At 62.6% G+C, this 22,677-nt stretch carries 12 protein-coding genes; 5 read left to right on the top strand and 7 right to left on the bottom strand.

From position 1 onward, the window contains the following. Positions 1-108: 108 nt before the first annotated feature. Positions 109-9,777 (top strand): beta strand repeat-containing protein, encoded by a 9,669-nt coding sequence (locus ACVIYL_RS38230; protein WP_456780976.1) that lies wholly within the window; start codon positions 109-111, stop codon positions 9,775-9,777. An 84-nt stretch (positions 9,778-9,861) separates the two neighbouring features. Here ACVIYL_RS38230 and ACVIYL_RS38225 read toward each other — a convergent pair whose 3' ends face one another. From ACVIYL_RS38225 to ACVIYL_RS38200, 6 genes are all read right to left on the bottom strand, one after another. Continuing rightward, positions 9,862-10,875, bottom strand: coding sequence for a transglutaminase-like cysteine peptidase (locus ACVIYL_RS38225; protein ID WP_253609347.1), 1,014 nt, complete (start codon positions 10,873-10,875; stop codon positions 9,862-9,864). A gap of 220 nt (positions 10,876-11,095) precedes the next feature. Then, the gene (locus tag ACVIYL_RS38220; protein WP_018270880.1) at positions 11,096-12,346 is read right to left on the bottom strand and encodes an HlyD family type I secretion periplasmic adaptor subunit; all 1,251 of its coding nucleotides are present in this window, start codon (positions 12,344-12,346) and stop codon (positions 11,096-11,098) included. A 14-nt stretch (positions 12,347-12,360) separates the two neighbouring features. Further along, positions 12,361-14,487, bottom strand: coding sequence for a type I secretion system permease/ATPase (locus ACVIYL_RS38215; RefSeq protein ID WP_456780975.1), 2,127 nt, complete (start codon positions 14,485-14,487; stop codon positions 12,361-12,363). A gap of 294 nt (positions 14,488-14,781) precedes the next feature. Next, positions 14,782-16,482, bottom strand: coding sequence for a TolC family outer membrane protein (locus ACVIYL_RS38210; protein ID WP_256558762.1), 1,701 nt, complete (start codon positions 16,480-16,482; stop codon positions 14,782-14,784). Between the two features lie 270 nt (positions 16,483-16,752). Continuing rightward, positions 16,753-17,211 (bottom strand): hypothetical protein, encoded by a 459-nt coding sequence (locus ACVIYL_RS38205; protein ID WP_456780974.1) that lies wholly within the window; start codon positions 17,209-17,211, stop codon positions 16,753-16,755. Between the two features lie 122 nt (positions 17,212-17,333). Beyond that, positions 17,334-17,870, bottom strand: coding sequence for a LabA-like NYN domain-containing protein (locus ACVIYL_RS38200; RefSeq protein ID WP_253609343.1), 537 nt, complete (start codon positions 17,868-17,870; stop codon positions 17,334-17,336). 755 nt (positions 17,871-18,625) lie between these two features. Between ACVIYL_RS38200 and ACVIYL_RS38195 the strand changes: the two genes are divergently transcribed. The 4 genes from ACVIYL_RS38195 (at position 18,626) to ACVIYL_RS38180 (ending at position 20,587) form a co-directional block, all read left to right on the top strand. Beyond that, a complete protein-coding gene (locus tag ACVIYL_RS38195; protein WP_456780973.1) occupies positions 18,626-19,279 on the top strand; it encodes a hypothetical protein in 654 nt (217 codons plus the stop codon). 108 nt (positions 19,280-19,387) lie between these two features. After that, positions 19,388-19,597, top strand: coding sequence for a hypothetical protein (locus tag ACVIYL_RS38190; RefSeq protein ID WP_456780972.1), 210 nt, complete (start codon positions 19,388-19,390; stop codon positions 19,595-19,597). Positions 19,598-19,807: 210 nt separating this feature from the next. Beyond that, a complete protein-coding gene (locus tag ACVIYL_RS38185) occupies positions 19,808-20,272 on the top strand; it encodes a nuclear transport factor 2 family protein (protein ID WP_456780971.1) in 465 nt (154 codons plus the stop codon). Between the two features lie 156 nt (positions 20,273-20,428). Continuing rightward, positions 20,429-20,587: a hypothetical protein gene (locus ACVIYL_RS38180; RefSeq protein WP_456780970.1), complete on the top strand. Its 159-nt coding sequence runs from the start codon at positions 20,429-20,431 to the stop codon at positions 20,585-20,587. A gap of 670 nt (positions 20,588-21,257) precedes the next feature. Here the strand turns inward: ACVIYL_RS38180 and ACVIYL_RS38175 are convergent. Further along, positions 21,258-22,607: an IS701 family transposase gene (locus ACVIYL_RS38175; protein WP_253605578.1), complete on the bottom strand. Its 1,350-nt coding sequence runs from the start codon at positions 22,605-22,607 to the stop codon at positions 21,258-21,260. Positions 22,608-22,677 lie beyond the last annotated feature (70 nt).

Raw genomic sequence — 22,677 nt, 5'->3', positions numbered from 1 at the left:
AAGCATTGATTAACCAAATACATTTCTTGACCGCGGGGAGGGTTAACAATAGCCTAAAACTAAATTTTTCTACAACTTTTCCTCTAATCGCATTTTGCGGAGTTGATAATGCAGGGTTCGTTTCAGGTCGCTCAGGCAACCGGCACCGGCAATTCCACCAATTCGGCTCCCGTACGAATTTACAAGCTGACCAAGCCGCTGACCGATCAGGCGGTGGTCGTCAATCTTGGATACGACCAGAAGGTGAAGGTCGACTTTTCGTCGATCGCCAATGAAAAGATCACGCTGGTCCACGTCGGCGAAAAGCTGATCATCCTGTTCGACAACCAGTCGACCGTCACGGTTGAGCCGTTCTTCGACTCCCGTACGGATGGACAGAAGAATGTCACGATCGAGATGGCGCCGGGACGCGAGGTCTCGGTCCAGGAATTCGCCAGTCTGTTTCCGATCACCACGGATGCCTCCGTGTTGCCGGCGGCCGACAATGGCGGCAACTCGAACGGCAACGCGCAGGCGAGCGGCGCGGATTTCCGCCCGTTTGCGGTTGATCCGCTAGCTCCTGTGCCGACCAACGTGTTGGCGCCGCAGGAAGAGTTGCCGAACCTCGTGACCCCTGTGCCGCCGACCGGCTTCGTGCTGGGCATTGCTCCGCCTCCGACCATTTCGGGCAACCCCCTGTCGGCGCTGATTGTCGACGAGAGCTTCCTGACCGCGGCCACCAACCATGGTGTCGCCGGTTCGGGGCTCGGACCAGCAGGGGCAACGGTCGCGTCTGTGCAGGTGTCGTTCAACGTCACGGTACCGGGCGGCCAGCAGTCGCTGACCTATGCGCTGTCGGTCACGACACCGAACGAAGATTCCGGTCTGATCGATTCGGCGACCGGTCAGCACGTTCTGCTGACGGTCAACGCGGCCGGCGTCGTGGAAGGCCGCACGGCGATCAGTGGCGATCTGGTCCTCACGGTCTCGGTTGACACCGCGGGTCATGTGACGCTGACCGATCTGCGCGCGGTTCATGAGGCAACACCGGGCAACTTCAATGAAGGGATCACGCTGGCGTCGGGTCTGATCACGCTGACCGCCACCGTGACTGACAACAACAATCAGTCGGCAAGTGCGAGCGTCGACGTCGGCTCGCATCTGACGATCCTTGACGATGGTCCGGTGGCGGGCACGGTGACCGGCGCGACCGACACGCTGGTGCTCGACGAAACGCGCCCCGTCGGCAGCGACACCGCGGGCGGCACCACGCCGACCGGCCTCGCCAGCGTGACGGCGGACTTCTCCAACAATTTCACCGGCGGCAGCTACGGCGCCGACGGTGCCGGCAGCACCGCCTACACGCTGCATCTCACCGGCACGAACGTCGCCTCGGGCCTCTATGCGCTGGATCCGACCGACACCAACCCGGCCCATTTCGGGCAGGGTGCGCAGATCGTGCTGAACCAGTCCGGTGACACCATCACCGGCTCGGCGAACGGCACGACCTACTTCACAATCACGATCAACGAGACGACCGGGATCGTGACCTTCACCCAGGTCAACAACATCTGGCATGCCGATCCGACCAACCCGGATGACGCGGCGACGTTGACCCTCTCCAGCGCCAGCCTGCTGCAGGTGGTGCAGACCATCACTGACGCGGACGGCGACAGCGTGGCAACGCCGATCAACCTCGGTGGCGGCGTGTTCACAATTCAGGACAGCGGTCCGACGGCCGGCACGGTGATCGAGAAGGAAGGCCCGGCCGAAACGCTGGTGCTGGACGAGTCGCGCCCGGTTGGCAGCGACACGCCGGGCGGCTTTGCGCCGAGCGGGCTTGCCAGCGTAACGGCGGACTTCTCCCACGACTTCACGTCCGGCAGCTACGGCAGCGACGGACCCGGCCATACCGCCTACACGCTGAAGCTCACCGGCTCGAACGTGGCTTCGGGTCTCTACGCGCTGGATCCGACCGACACGACCACTGCCGACGGCGACGGCATCGGACAGGGCGCGCAAATCGTCCTCAACCAGTCCGGCAACACGATCACCGGCTCGGCCGGCGGGACGACGTATTTCACCATCACCATTGATCCGTCGACCGGGATCGTCACCTTCACGCAGTCGAACAACATCTGGCATTCTGACCCGAAGAATCCGGACGATCCGGCAACGCTGACGCTGTCGAGCCCCAGCCTGCTGCAGGTGTTGCAGACCATCACCGACGCCGACGGCGACAGCGTGTCGACGCCGCTCGATGTCGGCACCCGTGTGTTCACGATCCAGGACAGCGGCCCGACCGCCGGCACGGTGACCGGCCCGACCGACACCCTGGTGCTGGACGAGACCCGTCCGGTTGGCACGGACACCGCGGGCGGCACGGCGCCGACCGGCCTTGATTCCGTAACCGCAGACTTCTCCAACAACTTCACGCCCGGCAGCTATGGCAGCGACGGCCCGGGCCACACGACCTACACACTGAACCTCGCCGGCGCGAATGTGGCGTCCGGTCTGTACGCACTTGATGCGACCGATACGACCACCGGCGACGGCGACGGCATCGGGCAGGGCGCGCAGATTCTGCTGAACCAGGTCGGCAACACGATCACCGGCTCGGCCGGCGGGACGACGTATTTCACCATCACCATTGATCCCTCGACCGGGATCGTGACATTCACCCAGCTCAACAATATCTGGCACTCCGACCCAACCAATCCGGACGATGCGGCGACGCTGACGCTGTCTGGCGCCAACCTGCTGCAGGTGGTGCAAACCATCGTCGATGCCGACGGCGACAGCGTGACGACGCCGCTCGATGTCGGCACCGGCGTGTTCACGATCCAGGACAGCGGCCCGAGCGCCGGCACGGTGGTCGCGGCGGCGGATACGTTGGTGCTGGACGAGACCCGTCCTGTCGGCACCGACACTGCCGGCGGCGCCGCGCCGACCGGCCTCGACACCGTCACGGCGGACTTCTCCAACAACTTCTCGGCCGGCAGCTACGGCAGCGACGGCGCGGGCAACACGGCCTACACGCTGAAGCTGACCGGCGTGAACGTGGCCTCCGGCCTCTATGCGCTGGATCCGACCGACACCGACCCGACCCACTTCGGCCAAGGTGCGCAGATCGTGCTGAACCAATCCGGTGACACGATCACCGGTTCGGTCGGCGGGACCGCCTACTTCACGATCACGATCGACGAGACGACCGGCATCGTGACGTTCACCCAGCTCAACAACATCTGGCACGCCGATCCGACCAATCCGGATGACGCCGCGACGCTGACCCTGTCGGCCGCGAACCTGCTGCAGGTGGTGCAGACCATCACCGATGCGGACGGCGATAGCGTGTCGACGCCGCTCGACGTCGGCACCGGCGTGTTCACGATCCAGGACAGCGGCCCGACGGCGGGCACGGTGACAGGTCCGACCGACACCCTTGTGCTGGACGAGACGCGGCCTGTCGGCAGCGACACCGCAGGCGGCACCGCGCCGACCGGCCTCGATACCGTGACGGCGGACTTCTCCAACAACTTCACCGGCGGCAATTATGGCAGCGACGGCGCGGGCAACACGGCCTACACGCTGAAGCTCACCGGTGCCAACGTCGCCTCCGGCCTCTATGCGCTGGATCCGACCGACACCGACCCGACCCATTTCGGGCAGGGTGCGCAGATTCTGCTGAACCAGGTCGGTGACACCATCACCGGCTCGGCCGGCGGCACCAACTACTTCACGATCACGATCGACGAGACGACCGGCATCGTCACGTTCACCCAGCTCAACAACATCTGGCATTCCGATCCGACCAACCCGGACGATGCAGCGACGCTGACGCTCTCGGCGGCCAACCTGCTGCAGGTGGTGCAGACCATCACCGATGCGGACGGCGACCACGTGTCGACGCCGCTCGATGTCGGCAACGGTGTGTTCACCATCCAGGACAGCGGCCCGACGGCGAGCGCGCTGTCTGGCGCAACGGACACGCTCGTGCTCGACGAGACGCGGCCTGCCGGCACCGACACCGCGGGCGGCACGGCGCCGACCGGCCTTGCCAGCGTCACGGCGGATTTCTCGAACGGCTTCGCCGGCGGCAGCTATGGCAGCGATGGCCCGGGCAATTCGGCCTACACGCTGAAGCTCACCGGCGCCAACGTGGCGTCCGGCCTCTATGCGCTGGATCCGACTGACACCGACCCGACCCATTTCGGGCAGGGTGCGCAGATTCTCCTGAACCAGGTCGGAAACACGATCACCGGCTCGGTCGGCGGCACCGATTACTTCACGATCGCGATCGATCCCTCGACCGGTATCGTGACCTTCACCCAGCTCAACAACATCTGGCACTCCGATCCGACCAACCCGGATGACGCCGCGACGCTGACTCTGTCGCGTCCGGAAATCCTGCAATTGGTGCAGACCATCACCGATGCCGACGGCGACAGCGTGACGACGTCGCTCAACCTCGGCTCCGGTGTGTTCACAATCCAGGACAGCGGCCCGACCGCCGGCACGGTGACCGGTCCGACCGACACCCTCGTGCTGGACGAGACCCGTCCCGTCGGCACGGATACGGCGGGCGGCACGGCGCCGACCGGCCTCGACACCGTGACGGCAAACTTCTCGAACAACTTCTCGGCCGGCAGCTACGGCAGCGACGGTCCGGGCAACACGGCCTATACGCTGAAGTTGACCGGCGTGAACGTGGCCTCCGGCCTCTATGCGCTCGATCCGACCGACACCGACCCGACCCACTTCGGCCAAGGTGCACAGATCGTGCTCAACCAGGTCGGTGACACGATCACCGGTTCGGCGAACGGCACGACCTACTTCACGATCACGATCAATGAGACGACCGGGATCGTGACGTTCACCCAGGTCAACAACATCTGGCACGCCGATCCGACCAACCCGGATGATGCCGCGACGCTGACGCTGTCGGGCGCGAACCTGCTTCAGGTGGTGCAGACCATCACCGATGCGGATGGCGACCACGTGTCGACGCCGCTCGATCTCGGGACCGGTGTGTTTACCATCCAGGACAGCGGTCCGACCGCGGGCACGGTGACAGGTCCGACCGACACCTTGGTGCTGGACGAGACCCGTCCTGTTGGCAGCGACACCGCAGGCGGCACGGCGCCGACCGGGCTCGATACCGTGACGGCGGACTTCTCCAACAACTTCACCGGCGGCAACTACGGCAGCGATGGTGCGGGCAACACGGCCTACACGCTGAAGCTGAACGGCGTGAACGTGGCCTCCGGCCTCTATGCGCTCGATCCGACCGACACCGACCCGACCCATTTCGGGCAGGGTACGCAGATCGTGCTCAACCAGGTCGGTGACACCATCACCGGTTCGGCGAACGGCACGACCTACTTCACGATCACGATCAATGAGACGACCGGGATCGTGACGTTCACCCAGGTCAACAACATCTGGCATTCCGATCCGACCAATCCGGACGATGCCGCGACGCTGACGCTGTCGGCGGCCAACCTGCTGCAGGTGGTGCAGACCATCACCGATGCGGATGGCGACCACGTGTCGACGCCGCTCGATCTCGGGACCGGTGTGTTTACCATCCAGGACAGCGGTCCGACCGCGGGCACGGTGACCGGCCCGACCGACACCTTGGTGCTGGACGAGACCCGTCCCACAGGAACGGATACTGCCGGCGGCACGGCGCCGACCGGGCTCGACACCGTCACGGCGGACTTCTCGAACAACTTCTCGGCGGGCAGCTACGGCAGCGACGGCCCGGGCAACACGGCCTACACGCTGAAGCTGACCGGCGTGAATGTCGCCTCCGGTCTCTATGCGCTGGATCCGACCGACACCGACCCGACCCACTTCGGCCAAGGTACGCAGATCGTGCTCAACCAGGTCGGTGATACCATCACCGGTTCGGCGAACGGCACGACCTACTTCACGATCACCATCAATGAGACGACCGGGATCGTGACGTTCACCCAGGTCAACAACATCTGGCACTCCGATCCGACCAATCCGGACGATGCCGCGACGCTGACCCTGTCGGCCGCGAACCTGCTTCAGGTGGTGCAGACCATCACCGATGCGGACGGCGACAGCGTGACGACGCCGATCAACGTCGGCACCGGCGTGTTCACGATCCAGGACAGCGGCCCGACCGCCGGCACGGTGACCGGCCCGACCGACACCCTCGTGCTGGACGAGACCCGTCCCGTTGGCAGCGACACCGCCGGCGGCACGGCGCCGACCGGGCTCGACACCGTGACGGCGGACTTCTCCAACAACTTCACCGCCGGCAGCTACGGCAGCGATGGTGCTGGGTCGACGACCTACACGCTGAAGCTGACGGGCTTGAACGTGGCCTCCGGCCTCTATGCGCTCGATCCGACCGACAAGACCGCCGGTGACGGCGACGGCATCGGACAGGGAACGCAGATCGTGCTCAACCAGGTCGGTGACACCATCACCGGCTCGGCGAACGGCACGACCTACTTCACGATCACGATCAATGAGACGACCGGGATCGTGACGTTCACCCAGGTCAACAACATCTGGCACTCCGATCCGAACAACCCGGACGATGCGGCGACGCTGACGCTGACGCGCCCTGAGTTGCTGCAGGTGGTGCAGACCATCACGGACGCCGATGGTGATAGCGTGTCGACACCGCTCAACCTCGGCACCGGCGTGTTCACGATTCAGGACAGCGGCCCGACGGCAGGTACCGTGACCGGTCCGACCGACACGCTCGTGCTGGACGAGACGCGTCCTGTTGGCAGTGACACCGCGGGCGGCACAGCGCCGACCGGACTCGACACCGTGACGGCGGATTTCTCCAACAACTTCACCGGCGGCGGCTACGGCAGCGACGGTGCTGGTAGCACGACGTACACGCTGAAGCTCACCGGTGCGAACGTGGCCTCCGGCCTCTATGCGCTCGATCCGACCGACAAGACCGCCGGCGACGGCGATGGTATCGGACAGGGTGCGCAGATTCTGCTGAACCAGGTCGGCAACACCATCACCGGCTCGGTCGGCGGCACCAACTACTTCACGATCACGATCGATCCTTCGACCGGCATCGTGACCTTCACCCAGCTTAACAATATCTGGCACTCCGATCCGACCAACCCGGACGATGCGGCGACGCTGACGCTGTCGGCTGCCAATCTGCTGCAGGTGGTGCAGACCATCACCGATGCGGACGGCGACAGCGTGACGACGCCGCTGAACCTCGGCACCGGCGTGTTCACGATCCAGGACAGCGGTCCGACCGCCGGCACGGTGACCGGCCCGACCGACACGCTCGTGCTGGACGAGACGCGTCCTGTTGGCACCGACACCGCGGGCGGCACGGCGCCGAACGGGCTTGTTTCCGTGACGGCGAACTTCTCCGACAACTTCACCGGCGGTAGCTATGGCAGCGACGGTGCTGGTTCGACGACCTACACGCTGAAGCTGACGGGCTCGAACGTGGCCTCCGGTCTCTATGCGCTCGATGCGACCGACAAGACTGCCGGCGACGGCGATGGTATCGGACAAGGTGCGCAGATTCTGCTGAACCAGTCCGGCAACACCATCACCGGTTCGGTTGGCGCGACGACCTACTTCACGATCACCATTGATCCCGCAACCGGCATCGTGACCTTCACCCAGGTCAACAACATCTGGCACTCCGATCCGAACAATTCGGACGATGCGGCGACGCTGACGCTCTCGAGCGCCAACCTGCTGCAGGTGATGCAGACCATCGTCGATGCCGACGGCGACAGCGTGTCGACGCCGCTCGACCTCGGCACCGGCGTGTTCATAATCCAGGATAGCGGCCCGACGGCGCCGACAGCGACGGTCAGCGCAGCTACGATCGGCGTGGACGAGACGCCCGGCGTGCAGACCACCGGCGGCGCGAGCGACGTGCTCGGCTCCACTGCGATCACGTTCAACGGTGCCGCCAGCACTGTCGCCGCGCTGTTCAGCACGGTTGCGAACAAGGGCGTCGACACCGACGTGTCGGCAGCGTCACTTGACAACGGTGCGCTCAGCTTTGCCTCGACGGGCGCGAGCAGCATCCTGACGGTGGCCGGCGGCAGCTTCGGCTCTGACGGCGCGGGGTCTACGACCTATGCGTTGAGCGTCCTCAGCGCTGCGTCAGGCCTGACATTGACGGATGGCACGGGGATCGCGCTATCGCTGGATGCCAGCGGCCGGATCATCGGTACTGTGGGCAACGATGCCGCCAACCCCAGCCTGACGGGCCAAACGGCCTTCGCGATCGCCATCGATCCGATCACCGGTCAGCTCTATGTGGCGGACTATCTCTCGCTCCACCACAACAGCACCGCCAGTTCGAACGATCTGCTGACGATGACGGCCGGCAAGATCGGCGCGACGGTCACGTTGACGGACGCCGATGGCGATCATGTGACGGCCACCGCCGACATCAGCACTCATATCAGCTTCCTCGACGACGGCCCGAGTTTCGGCACGATCGAGCATGGAATCATTGCCGATTACGCGGGAATGTCCGTGCTAGGTAACCTACCCGTGTTCTCCGGCGCCGATGGTTTTGGCGCATATGACTTCACCTTGACTGGAAACACGGCGCCGGCCGGCCTGACGTTCAATGGCCAGGCCGTGCACTATTCCATCGACGCGTTTGGACAGAATTTGACGGCCTATATCGGTGCGGCCCCATCAGCAGCGAATAATATCTTCACGCTGAATCTGGATGACACAACCGGTCACTACCTATTCACATTGCTTCAGCCATTCACGGAGACAACGATCCAGAATGTCGGCAGTTCATCTTCCTTCGGCTCGGGACCATCGGAAGAGCAGGTTCTTTCGTCGAACACCGATCAACTGGCGGTTGTTTCGGGAACGACCTCCGGCGGCAGCCAAGGCGGTGTGAACGGATCTACCAACGGTTGGGGCGTCGACAACAATAACTTCGACCCCAATGAAAAGCTGCTGTTCGATTTCACGAGCGGCGCAATCGCCAGTCCGGTCGGCAATGCGGCGTTCCATCCGCCGGCAAACGAATCGGTCGCGAACTACACGTTCTCCAACTACAAGGGCGGGGACGAAATCCATTACGTCGTATCTTATTGGGACGGAGTGCACGCCGCCTCCATCACATCGGTATCCGGTGATTTCGATCCTTCCACCCACACCACGGTCGCCACCGAATGGTCGACGCCCACAGCGCCGGCCGGCCTGCAGCTCTACACTGTCCAGTTCACGGACGTGACAGGCAGCGGCAAGGTCGACCTGGTTGGCGTCGGAGTTTCGTCGACCACGAACGTCTCCGAGGATCTGAGCTTCAACGTGTCGACGATTGACGGTGACGGCGACACGGCGTCGAGCACCATCAATATCAACATCAATGGCACCACGACCCTGCTGGGCACGGCCGGCAATGATGTCATTGTCGCCGGACCAACCAACGAGACGCTCACTGGCAATGGTGGGGACGACAAGTTTGTTCTCAATCTGACCGCCCACGATATCATCAGTGATTTCAACAGCGGTGATACACTCCTTCTCGACGTGGCCGGCCTGAGCCTGCCGACGGGCGTTTCAAACGCCCTTACGGCTGGCCAGTTCACGTCATCGGCAGTCACCGGCGGGACCGAGAACAACGCCAGCGCCTGGAACGAAAGTGCAAGCACGAACAAATTCTTCTTCAACAATACGACCCATGAGCTCTGGTACTCGGCAAATGGTACAGGCTCCGACAAGGTGGACCTCGCACATGTGAGCACCGGCTTGCCGGCGGCCACGAACGTTCATATTTTCTAGGCTAGGCTTGCAGCAAAATCGAAAATCCGCGGAGACCTCTCCGCGGATTTTTATTGATTGAATTGTCGCCTTTCTTGCGCGCAATCACATCAGCACGGGCAGGAAGCCCAAGAGCGGGCTTGCCGCGTCCAGCGCTTCCACGCCGGTCCATTCGGTCTCCGCCGCATTGGCGGCCGCCGGCGCCGCGTCAAGTTCATCGCCGAGCGGGAGCCGCTTGGCGTAAGGTGCCGCAAACAGCTGCACGCCGCGGTCGTTGATCGCGAACATCGGCGTGAAGTTGCCGAGCTCGCCGTCATCAATCAGTTCGGAGCGGCGGCTGTCCAGGATCAGCCAATGGCCGTCCAGGCGCGCCGCCAGCACGGCATGATCCTGGCGGATGGCGCGATCGCGGCCCAGCACCAGGCGCAGATCCTCGCGCGGGAAGCCGGCTTCGCTGAGCGCGATGTATTTTGCGATCGCATAGTCCTCGCAGTCGCCCTTGCCGGTCGCGAAGGTGGCGAGCGGGGCGGTCCAGCGGTCGGCCTCGCCGTGCTGGGCGAAGTCGCTGACATAGCGGATCGCCTGATTGACGGCGCGATTGGCCTCATCCAGCCGGTCGCGTCCGGCTTTGGACTTGACCGCGCCGATCAGGCGAAGGAATTGCGCGGCTTGCGACGGGCAGCCGGTCGCGCTCTCGCGGCATTGCTCGAGAACGCTCGCCTCCTTTGCGAGATCGGATTCGAGGCCGCGCCATTTGCGCCACAGGCCGTTTTCCGGTGCGCGGAAGGTGAACAGGCCAAACGGCTCGGCGCCGACAGGCGGAAGCGGCTTTGCCGCGGGCACCGCGTCGGTCGCGGTATTTGGCGGTGTGAGCGAGGCGGTGCGAATGGCGTTCGGACCCCGGCCGCGCTGCCGGTCGAGCTTGGCCAGGACGTCGGCGATGGTGAAGAAGGTGGCAGGCGGGCGGTTTGACGCGGCGTCCGCAGCGGGCGCGAGCTCGCCGGCGGGTTTTCCGACAGAGAGCCCGTCCGCGGCAAATGCGACAGGCGCTGCGCAAAGACCGATTGTCAGCGCAGCCGCGGCCATGACCGCCGACGAAGCAAAGTTCAGCGACTTCATATGACGTCCCCAATGTCGGGGACCGTCAACGTCTGTGCGTCGATCTGCGTCCCCGCTGTTATCGGGACGCAAACTGGCGCCTTGGCCGCTTAAGCGGAGTTAAGTGGAGGGGGGCGCCGCCTCGAATGTCGAAAAGGCGGTCAATCCGGGGTTTGCCGGTTCGTTCGAAATTGAACGAACCGAGGTCACGATCGGTTAACCACAGAATCCGTGGTCCCGATCAGCGTTCGCGCAGGGCCTCGTCACGCAGCAGGCGGGCGGGCTTCACGATGTAGTCCAGCACGGACTTCTCGCCGGTCAAGACCTCGACCGTGGTCACCATGCCCGGAATGATCGGCAGCGGATGCTGCTCGGTGCCGAGATGGTTCTTATCGGTACGCACCATGACCCGGTAGAAGGTCTCCTGGCGTTCGGTCTTTTCCGCCTTGTCGTCGACGATGGTGTCGGCGCTGATGCGTTCGACCTTGCCCTTCAGCGATCCGTAGACCGAGGAATCATAGGCGCTGATCTTCACCACCGCGTCCTGGTCGGGACGGATAAACGCGATGTCCTGGGGACGAATCCGGCCCTCCACCAGCAGCGTGTCGTCCAGCGGCACGATGTCCATCAGGTTGGCGCCCGGCTGCACGACGGCACCGATGGTGCTGATGTTCAGTTTGTTGACGATGCCGTGGACCGGCGCCTTCAGATCCGTGCGGCGCACCCGGTCCTGGGCGGACTTGATATTCTCGTCGAGCACGGCGAGGTCGGCACGCGATTTGGCCAGGTCCTCGTCGGCCTGTGAACGGAACGACGCGGTGATGTTCGCGATCTTCGACTGCGCTTCGGCCAGCTGTCCCTTCATTTCGGTTGCCTGCCGATCAAGTCGCAGCATCTCGATCTCGGGCACCACCTTCTGCTCATACAGCCTGCGCGTCAGGGTCTGCTCGCGCTCGAGGAGCTTGAGGGAGCCGGTGAGGCGAGTGACCTGCTGGTTGAGGACGTCGATGTCCTGCGCGACCTTCTGACCCCGCATCTTGAACACGCTGGTCTCGGTCGCGACGGCGGCGGGAACCATCTTGTCGAGATCGTCCGGGAAGGTGATCTCGGCTCGGCCGCGCGCCTCGGCGTCGAGGCGGGCCACCCGCGCCGCCATCGCCGCGCGGCGCTCGCGGATTTCGCCGAACTCGGAAGCGAATTTCGTATCATCGATCCGCATCAGGGACTGGCCCTGCTGAACGATGTCGCCTTCCCGGATCAGGATGTCGCCGACGATCCCGCCTTCGAGCGATTGAACCACCTGCATCTGCCGCGACGGCACGACGCGGCCGCTGCCGCGCTTGACCTCGTCCAGCACGGCAAAATGAGCCCAGATCAAGAACGTCGCAAGCAGCGCGCACGACGTCCACAGCAGCATGCGGGAGGTGCGCGGCGTGCGCAGCAGCGCCGCGGACCGGATATCATTTGCAAATGTGAAATCGGAAGACGCCATAATGTATTTGCTCGTTATGCGGATTTCGGCTGAATCGTATTCTCCGGCGACGGGGCCGCGGACGCCGGCCGGCCCTGGAGCAAAGCGAGCACCTTGTCGCGCGGGCCGTCGGCAACCAGGCGGCCATTGTCGAACAGCAGCAAGCGATCGACCATATTCAGCAATGACAGGCGATGGGTCGAAATGATGATGGTCATGCGATCATCATTGAGGCCCTTGAGCCGCTCAAGGAACTCCTGTTCGCTGCGAATATCGAAGTGCGCCGTCGGCTCGTCGAGAAAGAGCACGCGAGGCTTGCGGATCAGAACGCGCGCGAGTCCGATGGCCTGCTTCTGGCCGCCCGACAGGCTGCGGCCGCCTTCCGAGATGGGCATGTCATAGCCCATCGGGTGACCGGCGATGAAGCTTTCGACGCCCGAAAGCCGCGCGGCAAGCAGGACTTCCTCGTCGGTTGCTTCCGGCTTGCCAAGGGCGATGTTGTCGCGCAGCTTGCCGAAGAACAGGTCGGTATCCTGCATCGCAAAGCCGATGCCGGCGCGCAGGTCCGAGGGATCGTATTGGCGCGAGTCGACGCCATCGACCAGGATGCGGCCTTCCTTCGGCTCGTAAAATCCGAGCAGCAACCTGCCGACCGTGGTCTTGCCAGAGCCCACCCTGCCGATGATGCCGACCCTTTCTCCGCCCTCGATCTTGAAGCTGACCTTTTCGAGCGCGTTACCCGGCGCGTTGGGGTAGGCGAACGATACGTTCTCGAAGGCGACCTTGCCGTCTTCGATTCGTCTTGCGACGTAGGACCGGGTCGGCGAGCGTTCCCGCTCGATCGACATGATGCGATCGATCGCCTTGAGGGCCGTGATCGTCTGCGTACCCTTGGTGATCACCGAGGCGATCCCGGCGATCGGCGCCAGGACGCGCCCGGCGAGCATGTTTGCGGCGACCAGCGCGCCGACGCTCAGCTTGCCGTCGAGGATCAGGAAAATGCCGACGATGACGAGGAGCAGGCTCGTGATCTGCTGGGCCGTGCTCGCGCTCGTCAGCGACATCGACGACCAGAAGTGAACGTCCTCGCCGGATCGGGCGGTCGCGGCAACCGACCGTTCCCACAAGGTCTGCATGCGGGCCTCGGCGCCGGTTGCACGGACGGTTTCGAGGCCGGACAGCGACTCGACCAGCACGCCGTGCCGGGCGGCGGATTCGGCCTGCAGCCGCTTGATGGCGCGATCGAGCGGGCGCTGCAGCAAGAAGCCGATCAGCATGACCAGCGGCAGCATGATCAGCGGGATCCAGGCCAGCGGTCCGGCGATGAGGAACAGCACCCCAACAAAGAGAATGGCGAACAGCAGATCGGTCGCCGAAACCACGCTTCCGGAGGTGAAGAACTCGCGCACCGAGTCGAAGTCGCGGAGCTGATTGGCCAGGATGCCAACCGAAGTCGGCCGTTGCGCCATCTTCACCGACATCACGTGCTCGAAGATGTTTGCGGCCAGCACAACGTCGATCGTCTTGCCGGTCACGTCGATCATGCGGCTGCGGACCATGCGGAAGATGAAATCGAATACGATGCCGAGCCCCATGCCGATCGAGAGCGCGATCAGGGAGGGGATCGCCCCGTTGGGGATGACACGGTCATAGACGCTCATCGTGAACAGCGGCGTCGCCAGCGCGAGGATGTTGGTCAGAAAGGCCGCGACCGCGATGTGCCCGTAGCTGCGCCAATGCGTTTTCACCACGGACCAGAACCAGTGGCTCTTGGGGATGTCGCCTGCGGCGACGGCGCGCGCATCGGCCTGCGGCGCGCTTCTCACCAGGAACGCATAGCCGGTATAGTCCGTGGCGAGCGAGCCGATGTCGGCGACGCGCGGGCTGTTCGGCGTCGCCGGATCAACGACCTTGATCGACCTGTTCGCCGGGTCCACACCCAGAAGGATCAGCGCAGAGCCGTTCTTCATGACGAGGACGGCCGGCAGGACCAGCGCGGGAATGTCTGAAATGTCGCGCTTGACGGCCTCGGTCTCCAGACCGGCGCGCCTGGCCGCGCGGTCATAGAGCGAAACGGACAGGCGTCCGTCCGTGATCGGAAGTCCGCCGAGCAGAGCTTCGCGGCTGACCGCGCGGCCGTGATGGGCGGCGAGATAAGTCAACGATGCGGTGAGGGGATCGTCGCCCAGCGCGCGTGGCCCATTTATCGCGACAGGCTTTGAGGTTGAGTCATCCGGCGAGGGGCGGACGGCGTCGGCCGCCGCGCTGGGGGTTCGAAACAACAACTGAAACCTCGACAAGCAAAATGGAAATGCAGCAATCGCATTAGATTTCGGGCAGACTACAACAAACAGCGAACAAATTCAGCGAAACTTATCTTAACGATTAATAAGGAATCGAAAGGGCCCCGACTTGGGGCCCTTCCGGCAGTCTTGTCCTGAGCTTGTTGGCGGTCGCTACCGAGCGGAACTCGGGAAGGCCGACAGCAGCCAGTGGGGCTTGGTCGACGCATAGGAGCTCGCGTTCGCCGTGACCGAAGGGTCCGTGTAAATGACGTTCGGGCCGTCCGCAGCGGTCTTTTGCTGCTGCATCCATTCCGCTGAACCGGGCACCGCTGCGGTCGTCGTCGCACCGGTGAAGCGGTCCGCAAAGCCAACATCCTTCGGCTGGGCCGCCGCATAGGTCTTGGCAGGACGGGCGACAGGCGCCGGAGCGGCGACGCGCAGCGGCTCGGACCCGGTTTGCGGGAGGTTCACGCGAAGGGTCGGGAACGAGTAGCGGGGCAGGCCAATCGAAAGCATGTCCGTCGGCGCAGCATCGACCGGCGGCGGAGCCTTCAGGTACTCGATCAGGGTCCCCATCGCGGCCAGCAGCTGGTAGTCGGCGAAGACCACGACGCCGCGGGCTGAGGTGAGCGAGACCGACGTGTTGAAGAACTGGTTCTGCGCGTTCAAGAGATCGATCAGGGAGCGCTGACCGAGTTCGTATTCCTTCTGGTAGGCCGTGATGGTCTTCCTGGCTGCTTCCAGCTCACGGGTCAGAGCACCGATGCGCGTGGCCGTAATCGTACGGGCATTCCACGCCTTGTCGATCGACTCATAGGCGTCGCGTTGCAGGCGAGCGTGGCGCATGGTGGCTTCGGTGTAGCGCTCGGCCTTCTCTGACCGATTCCACGCGTCCTGGCCGCCGCGGAAGATGTCCCACGACATGACAACCTTCCCACTGTAGTCCTCATGCGTGATGGCGGGAGTTCCCGGGGCCGCCACGTATGGGTAGGAGTTGTCGTAATGGGTTGCCCGTCCCTCGAGATAGAATTTCGGACCGAAGGTGCCGTCGGTGGCCTTGAACGCGTGCTTGGCGGCGTCGGCGTCGGACTGTGCCGCCGCGATCGTCGAGTTGAACCGGAGCGTGGTCGCCAACGCTTCGTCGCGGCTGTGCGGCAATCCCGCGAGAGGGGCGGGGAACCGAACATTGATCGGCTCGAGGCCAACCGTCTTGCGGTACTTCGCCCTCGCGTCATCCAGGCTGCGCTGGAATTCGGCGAGTGCTGCGCGGGCGGCCTCGACACGCTCGCGGGCTTGCTCCAGGTCGCCTTCGCCGGCCCGGCCGCCCGAGAAGCGGGAGTTCACGTTTGAAAATATCTTCTCGTGATTGGCGACGTTTTGCTGGGCAAGACTGACCAGCCGCATGTAGCGCGTGACGTCGATGTAGCCTTCGGCGGCGTCGAGGGCCAGCAGCTCGGTTCTCTCCTTGACGCGGGAGGCGGCGGCATTGACCCGCGCGGTCTGGCGCCAGACGTCATAGATCGACGAAAAACCGTCCCACAGCAGCTGGCGCACCACGACCGATTCCTGGCTGCCATTGCGCCATGGTCCTGAACCCACGGTCGGCGCCGCCTGAATGTTCGGGGTGATGAAGCCCGGCGATTGATCGAATTTTTCCGGGCCGTAGCTGGCGTCAATGCGCACCTGCGGCAGCAGTGTGCTTTGGGTTTGCCGCAGCTCGCTTTCCGTCGCCCGCCGGTTCGCCGAAGCCTCGCCGATACCCGGGTTGGTCTGCATGGCCTGGCGCAAAGCATCATTAATAGAAAAAACCTCGGCACATGCTGGCGTTGCCGCCAAGCATAGGCACGCTATGACCGTGTATGCCGACTTCATAATCTCAGCCCCTACTCACAAAAATATTAGGTAGAATCCTCCGAAGGGTAACAAAGGACAGTTCCGCGACCTATGACATTTCAGCCACACAGGCGCCCTAAGTGGGGGACCGAGCCATCAGTCCCCCGTGAGCGGAAATCTAAACATCTTTATTAAAATTCAGTGGTTTATATGGTGATCTGTGATCGCGCGAACTGGTGCCCAGCCGCAACACCGGGGACCGGAACATGAAAGATCAGTTAAGCCTGTCTTAAGGTTGGCGGCAGCCGGCTACTGCTGACGACAGGTCGCCAGGTAGGTTGCAACGAAGGGCGCGGCCTTGGTGTCCGCGGAGGGGCCTCCCAGTCGGCTCGTTAGTTTGTAGAGCGACTTGTCGCCAAAATAGAACCGGAAGATCTCGGCCGTGGTGTCGTCCGTGCGGGTCGCAAAGATCGACGCGGCGGTACGGCGGGCGGCCGCAAAGACGTAGGTCGTGAGCTTGGCTCCTCCCTTGCCTTCTGCCGCGTCAGATGTCCCCCAGGTGACCGTGAGGGTGTCGCCATCGATCACGACGGCGGGCCGGACCGTATCGAGATCGTCATCGATCCACTGGGCGTCACCGCCTTTGCCTGACGGGCCGAGCTCGACCCGTTTGCCTCGCGGCGTGTCGCAGGTGAACCGGGACGGTTCGGCGATCGCAGCGCTCGTCGCCGCCAAGAACAGCAACAGGCAGCCAACCGACCTCCACATGGGTGTTACCCTCTGTTTCGTTGTTTGGAGGATAGTGATGTCAGCGCCTGACTCGCGCAACTCGGTGATTTACGGACAAACAGAGCTGCTTTGCTTCCTCGCCGGAAGAGGCGCCCGCGATTTTACTCGGGCGCGATCGGGTGCGCTGGACGTTCGATCGATGCCCTGAGGCTTTCGAGTTCGAGGAAGACGTCAGCTTGCCTGCGAAGCTCATCGGCGATCATGGGAGGCTTTGTTCGGATGCTGGAAACGACCGTCACGCGGACACCAGCCCGCCTGACGGCTTCGACAACGGCGCGCAGATCACCGTCGCCAGAGAACAGGTACGCGTGGTCGATGCGGTGCGCGATTTCCAATGCGTCGACCGCGAGCTCGATGCCGATGCTGCGCTTCATTCGCCGCCGCCCTTCGCCGTCATCGTGCGTTTTGGCTAACTTTCTCCTGACCGCATATCCGTTGTAATCGAGCCAATCCACCAGCGGCCGAAGGCTGCTGAACTCGTCGTCGTCTCTCACGACCGTGTAGAAGTAGGCGCGGACGATCTGTCCATGCTTGCCGAACTCCGACAGCAGTCGCCGGAAGTCGACTTCGAAGCCGAGGTTCTTGACCGTGGTGTGGAGGTTCGCACCATCAATGAAAAGTGCAATGCGATCGGCCATCTCAAATCCCCATGACGCCCGGATCAGTGTGTACGCTTCGGTTCTGAAAATTCCTCGAGCGCATCGTGGGTGAGCGCCAAAACTGACATGACTGATCCTAGAGCAAGGACTCGCCCTGGAAAAAGTGAAAATTTTCGCCAACCCGAATGCCATACGAATCGTGCGCCTGTTGATAACATAACGGTCGAAAGCGCGCGGCTGGCCGCCCACGCAAACAAAACGATTGTCGTTGAACAACGATGCGGCCGTTCGCGCCGACGAAGCACGAAGGCGCATTCGCCAGCGCAGAAAAATTGGCCGCCATGGCAATTCGATGGCATCGGCGGTTCGAGCACGTGCGCAACGCCGATTCTGATCTCTGCAGCGTCAGAAACGAACGCCCGCCGTCGATGCCGAGCAAAGGTGCAGCGCGGCCGTGCCGCCGCGCCGCTACTCACAAGGCCATTGTTGCGTCACCGACAAAACTACATCTAAAATCAATCTAGTGTAGCGGCATCATTTCGTGCCGGCGCGATATTTCGAGATACCACTTTTTTGCAGATGCAGGTTTTGGTCGATACCAATTTCGCCGCAGGAAGGACGGCCTTGCGTCCCCACATTACGCAGATGGTTATTCTAGCGGGCGGGCGTGAATGCGCGGCGGCGTGTCTGTCGCGCCGCCTCAACCAGTCTCTCGCATGCATTGCTAACGAGCCGTCGCGATCGACCCATTGCTCGATGTTCCGATCAGCAGGAGGCAGGGTGGGGCGCTCGCGATGGGGCTTGCCGTGATCGATGGGGCAATCGGGCGTCCGATCGAGGCGGGCACCAGGGAGTGTTGGGCAAGGCGCGCGAGATGCCTGGTCGTTCTCTCGTTCTGCATCATGCTGTCCTGTTGCGGGGCCGCTCGCCAGGCCATCGAGAAGGAGGCGGGACCGGCACCGGATCCAATAACGGAGACGGCAACAGCGGCCACAGAGCCGACACCAGCGGCGACAACGACACCGACGCCGACGCCGGAGGCGACAGGGACGCCGGCACCGGCGGCGGAACCGGTCAACCTGAACGGCGCACTCGCGGAATGCCGGAACGCGTTTCCGGATCAGATCGCGCAGGCGGTCGCGAGAGCGTCGTGTGTGATCAAGGCGACCGAGCTCGTCCGACCGCTATTGCCGTTTCCCGATCTGCTCGATCGGGAGAATGCGCTGCGCAAAGCGCTGGCCGAGCAGGTTCAAGCAAGAACAATGTCCCTGCTTGAGCGCAACATCCAGATTCAGAAGCTGCATTCGCAGCTCCTCGAAGAAGAGCGCAGTAGGCTATCGGCCGCGCCGGCGGACGGGAGCAAGCCGCCGCTGGCGGTCACGCAATGGCGGCAATCCAATGGGGAGAGTTGCGGCCGGCTCGGAGGCGACTCGGGGACGTGTTATTGAGTGGAAGGTCATAGGTCCGCCTCTTCCCGAGAGGTGGCTCGCCTACACTGCGGCAATTGGGCGGTCCGAGCCGATCCTCATCATGGGAGGACGAGCCGTGGCAGTTTGTTGAGAAGCTATGTCGGAATCGACGTCGCGAATCTGAAAAATGCCATCGCGATCGCCGAAACAAGCCGGGGAGGAGAGGTTCGCTTTTTCCGTGAGGTCGATGCGTCGGCAACCGGCATGCGTCGAGCCTTTAAACGGATCGCCAGCCGGCTTGTTGGTGTGCATCTCTGTGCGAGGCTGGTTCGACTAGCTACGGGCTTTATCGCCTGATCCTGTGGCTCGGCCACGAACACGACCGTGGGTGCCTCAGATAGCTTCCCACGTGGTGGGTGGGCTGTTAGAGCGCGTGCTGCGCGAAGCGCCCACAGGCCGACGCACTTTGATCTGCATCAAGGTCTAGGCGGGCGATCACAAACTAAGCAAGCGATGGAGGCGGGCCTCCGCCTCCATCCCTGAGGCTTCAACAGAGGGAAGAACATTATGCGCAAATTATTCGGAGCAGTATGTTTCTCACTGTTACTTTCTGCAGTTCCTGCAGATGCATTCGATCAAAGTCAGAAGGACGAACTCGGGAAGATTAGCACCGCCTATGAGCAGTATTTCAACAAGCAGGATGCTGCAGGCATTACTTCACTTTTTGCGAAAAATTACCTGCGCGTTACGCCAATGGGGATTGTTGACAACACGAAATACTATGAAGGAGCGTTCAAGGCCGGGATGAATCACTTGGAAATAAGAACAACCGACGTTCAGCTCTTGTCGGAGAACATGGCTATGCGAACCGGCGAGGCCCGCGTAACCGGCAAGAGTGAGAAAGGTGATCCTCTGGAATTGAACGCGTTCTGGACCAGTCTCGATGTTCGTGAGAATGGCCAGTGGAAAATTCGTATGCTGACGTCGATGCCCAAGGCACCGCCGCAGCCGCAAGAGGAAGCAGCCAAATAACCTGAGGCGTCGGCGAACTTCGGGGCGGCAAACTGCCGCCCCGCATTCCGTGCTACAACTCCGGGGATCCTTGTGGCCCGTGGCTTGGGTCTCGGCGGGCTTGATCCCGGGCTGCGCCGCCCTGCCGATGCGTGCGGCGGCACGTCGGAGACCAGAATGCGCCGGGTCGTTGAACGGATCGCCAGCCGTTTTGTCGGTGTGCAGCTCTGTTACGACGCCTGTCCGACTGGCTGCGGCCTTTATCGTCTGATCCTGTTGCTCGGCCTTGAATACGCAACCCTGATGCGAGGAAGATGGGGATCTGGTGAAGACTAACCGCCGAGGCGCCCATCAACTTGATCATGCGCGAGCCCAGAACGCGTCTGGCGGATCGAGAGTGAGCTTGGCGCGCCTTCGGCCTTCACCTGGGCGCAAACCAAGTGCTCGGCAACACCAAGGCGCACCTCGCGTCTTACGTCGCTGGCAAATGGAAGAGCCAGCGCAGGATCTGGCCTGGCGCGCAGGTGTCGACGTGTGGGCGTCATCTCGGAGATCCACGATCAGGCCTAATTAGCGTATCGCGTACCTGCGAGGCTGCGTCGGCATGCCCGGCGCCCCAGGTTTTTCTCGTCAAAGCCTGCGGATTGCATCGCGTGCCGGTCTCTCAAGGACACTTTCATATTCGCCCCATGATCCACGGTTCGTCCCAAGCGACAAGCACTGCAATGGTCAATGCGGCGATGACATAGAGGAGGAATTCGGTTCTCGTGACGTTGAACATCATTTGAATCTTCGTTTCGCCTCTGTTTGTCTCAGGTGGCGTGTGTGGTTCTAAAATTCCACGGGCGCATCGTGGGTGAGCACCCTACCTGAATGGCTAATCCTAGAGCAGGGGCTTGGCCGGGAAGAAGCGGAAATTTTCGCCAAACGCCAACACGGTTCTCATCGGGCGCACATACCGATCCGTTAGCACTACTTTGGCAGATTGTGTTTTCGCCGCTGTTTTTCACGGATCTGCTTTCGGCAATATGGGCACTGCTGAGACGGCGGCCGAAGGATGAGATCGACGATGGCGTGACGTACGGCTGGCATGGTTGGCTGAGGCGGAGGCCCGTTGATTCTTTTTTTTCCGCCCCGCGTATGCGAGGCGACGATGTTGCAGGAAGGCGTAGGCAATCATTGTCATCAAGGCGTGGCGATGAAGACCTTGCCATGATCGCCCTTCGAAGTGATCAAGTCCAAGTTCCTCCTTCAACTGCTGATGCGCCTGCTCACAAATCCACCGTGCCTTGATGGTGGCGGCCAGCGTGCGCAGATCCGTCGCCGCCGGAAGGTTGGCCAGATAGTATTTCTTCTCCCCGGACGCACGTTGCTCGCCAATGAGCCAGGCTTCGTCACCTGGGAGATGCTGCTGACCTTTATCCCATATCCGCTGCGGAGGGCCGTCGGCGGTCCGGACACGGAGAGCAGCAAATTGGGCTTTAAGCCGACCTTTCGTCCCGCTACGCCAACTCACGGTTTTCCATTTGGCGCTGGCGAGCATTTGTTCTGCGGCAATCGATAAGATATCGGGCACGTGGTGCTTTCGTGGTTTTCCGCGGACTTTGGTAATCGGCCAAATGAGCTTCACATCGACCGGATACACTTTCTGGTGCCGAGGGATGCCGACAGCCCAGGTCAGCCCGCGCTCTGTTAGCCCTTGTCGAAACGGTGCGCTGAGGCCGTATCCTGCATCCGCCAGCACACATCCAAAGCGCACGTTGGCTGCCATCGCGCGGTCAATCTCGGCTAGAGCAATCTCGGGCTTGGACCGTGCCGTTCGATGTTCGACTGGCACGCGAGCGCGCTTCAAACGAGATATGTCGCTTGTCCAACTGTCAGGCAGAAAGAGACGTAACGCGACCATCACGGGCACTTCGCCGCGAGCAAGCGTCAAAGACACCAGCGTTTGGCAATTTGCCGTTTTACCGAGAGCCGACGCGTATTGAGCCGCAACACCGACCGAGCGCTCACCCTTCTTGGGAAGTGAGGTGTCATCAATAACCAGCACCGCATCCCTGCCGCCGACAAGTCGGTCCGCCTGGTTGAGCAGCTCTGTCTCCAGCGGCGTCGCGTCCCAGACACCGTCCGCAATGAAATGGTGCAACTGGTCGTAGTTGCTCGTGGCAAGGCGTTCCGCCATCGGCTGAACGCTCTTGCGATCGCCCGGACCGATCAATCCCGCAACATACAGAGGACACATCCGCTGCCGGGTCTTATGACCCAGCCGGTCCAAGAACGGCATCAGCCAGCGTTCGAGTTCGTCTTCCCATCCGGGCATGGTCAGCCCTCCCAGAGCCGACCACCCATGAATCATTGAAAAATTGATTCGGGAATCCTATAAAACGCGGCAAAATCAACAATCTGCCAAAGTAGTGTTAGGGTGC

Source organism: Bradyrhizobium sp. USDA 3315 (genome assembly GCF_054056795.1).
Note: the sequence above shows the minus strand (reverse complement) of the source record. Positions and strands in the feature narration are given on the sequence as shown.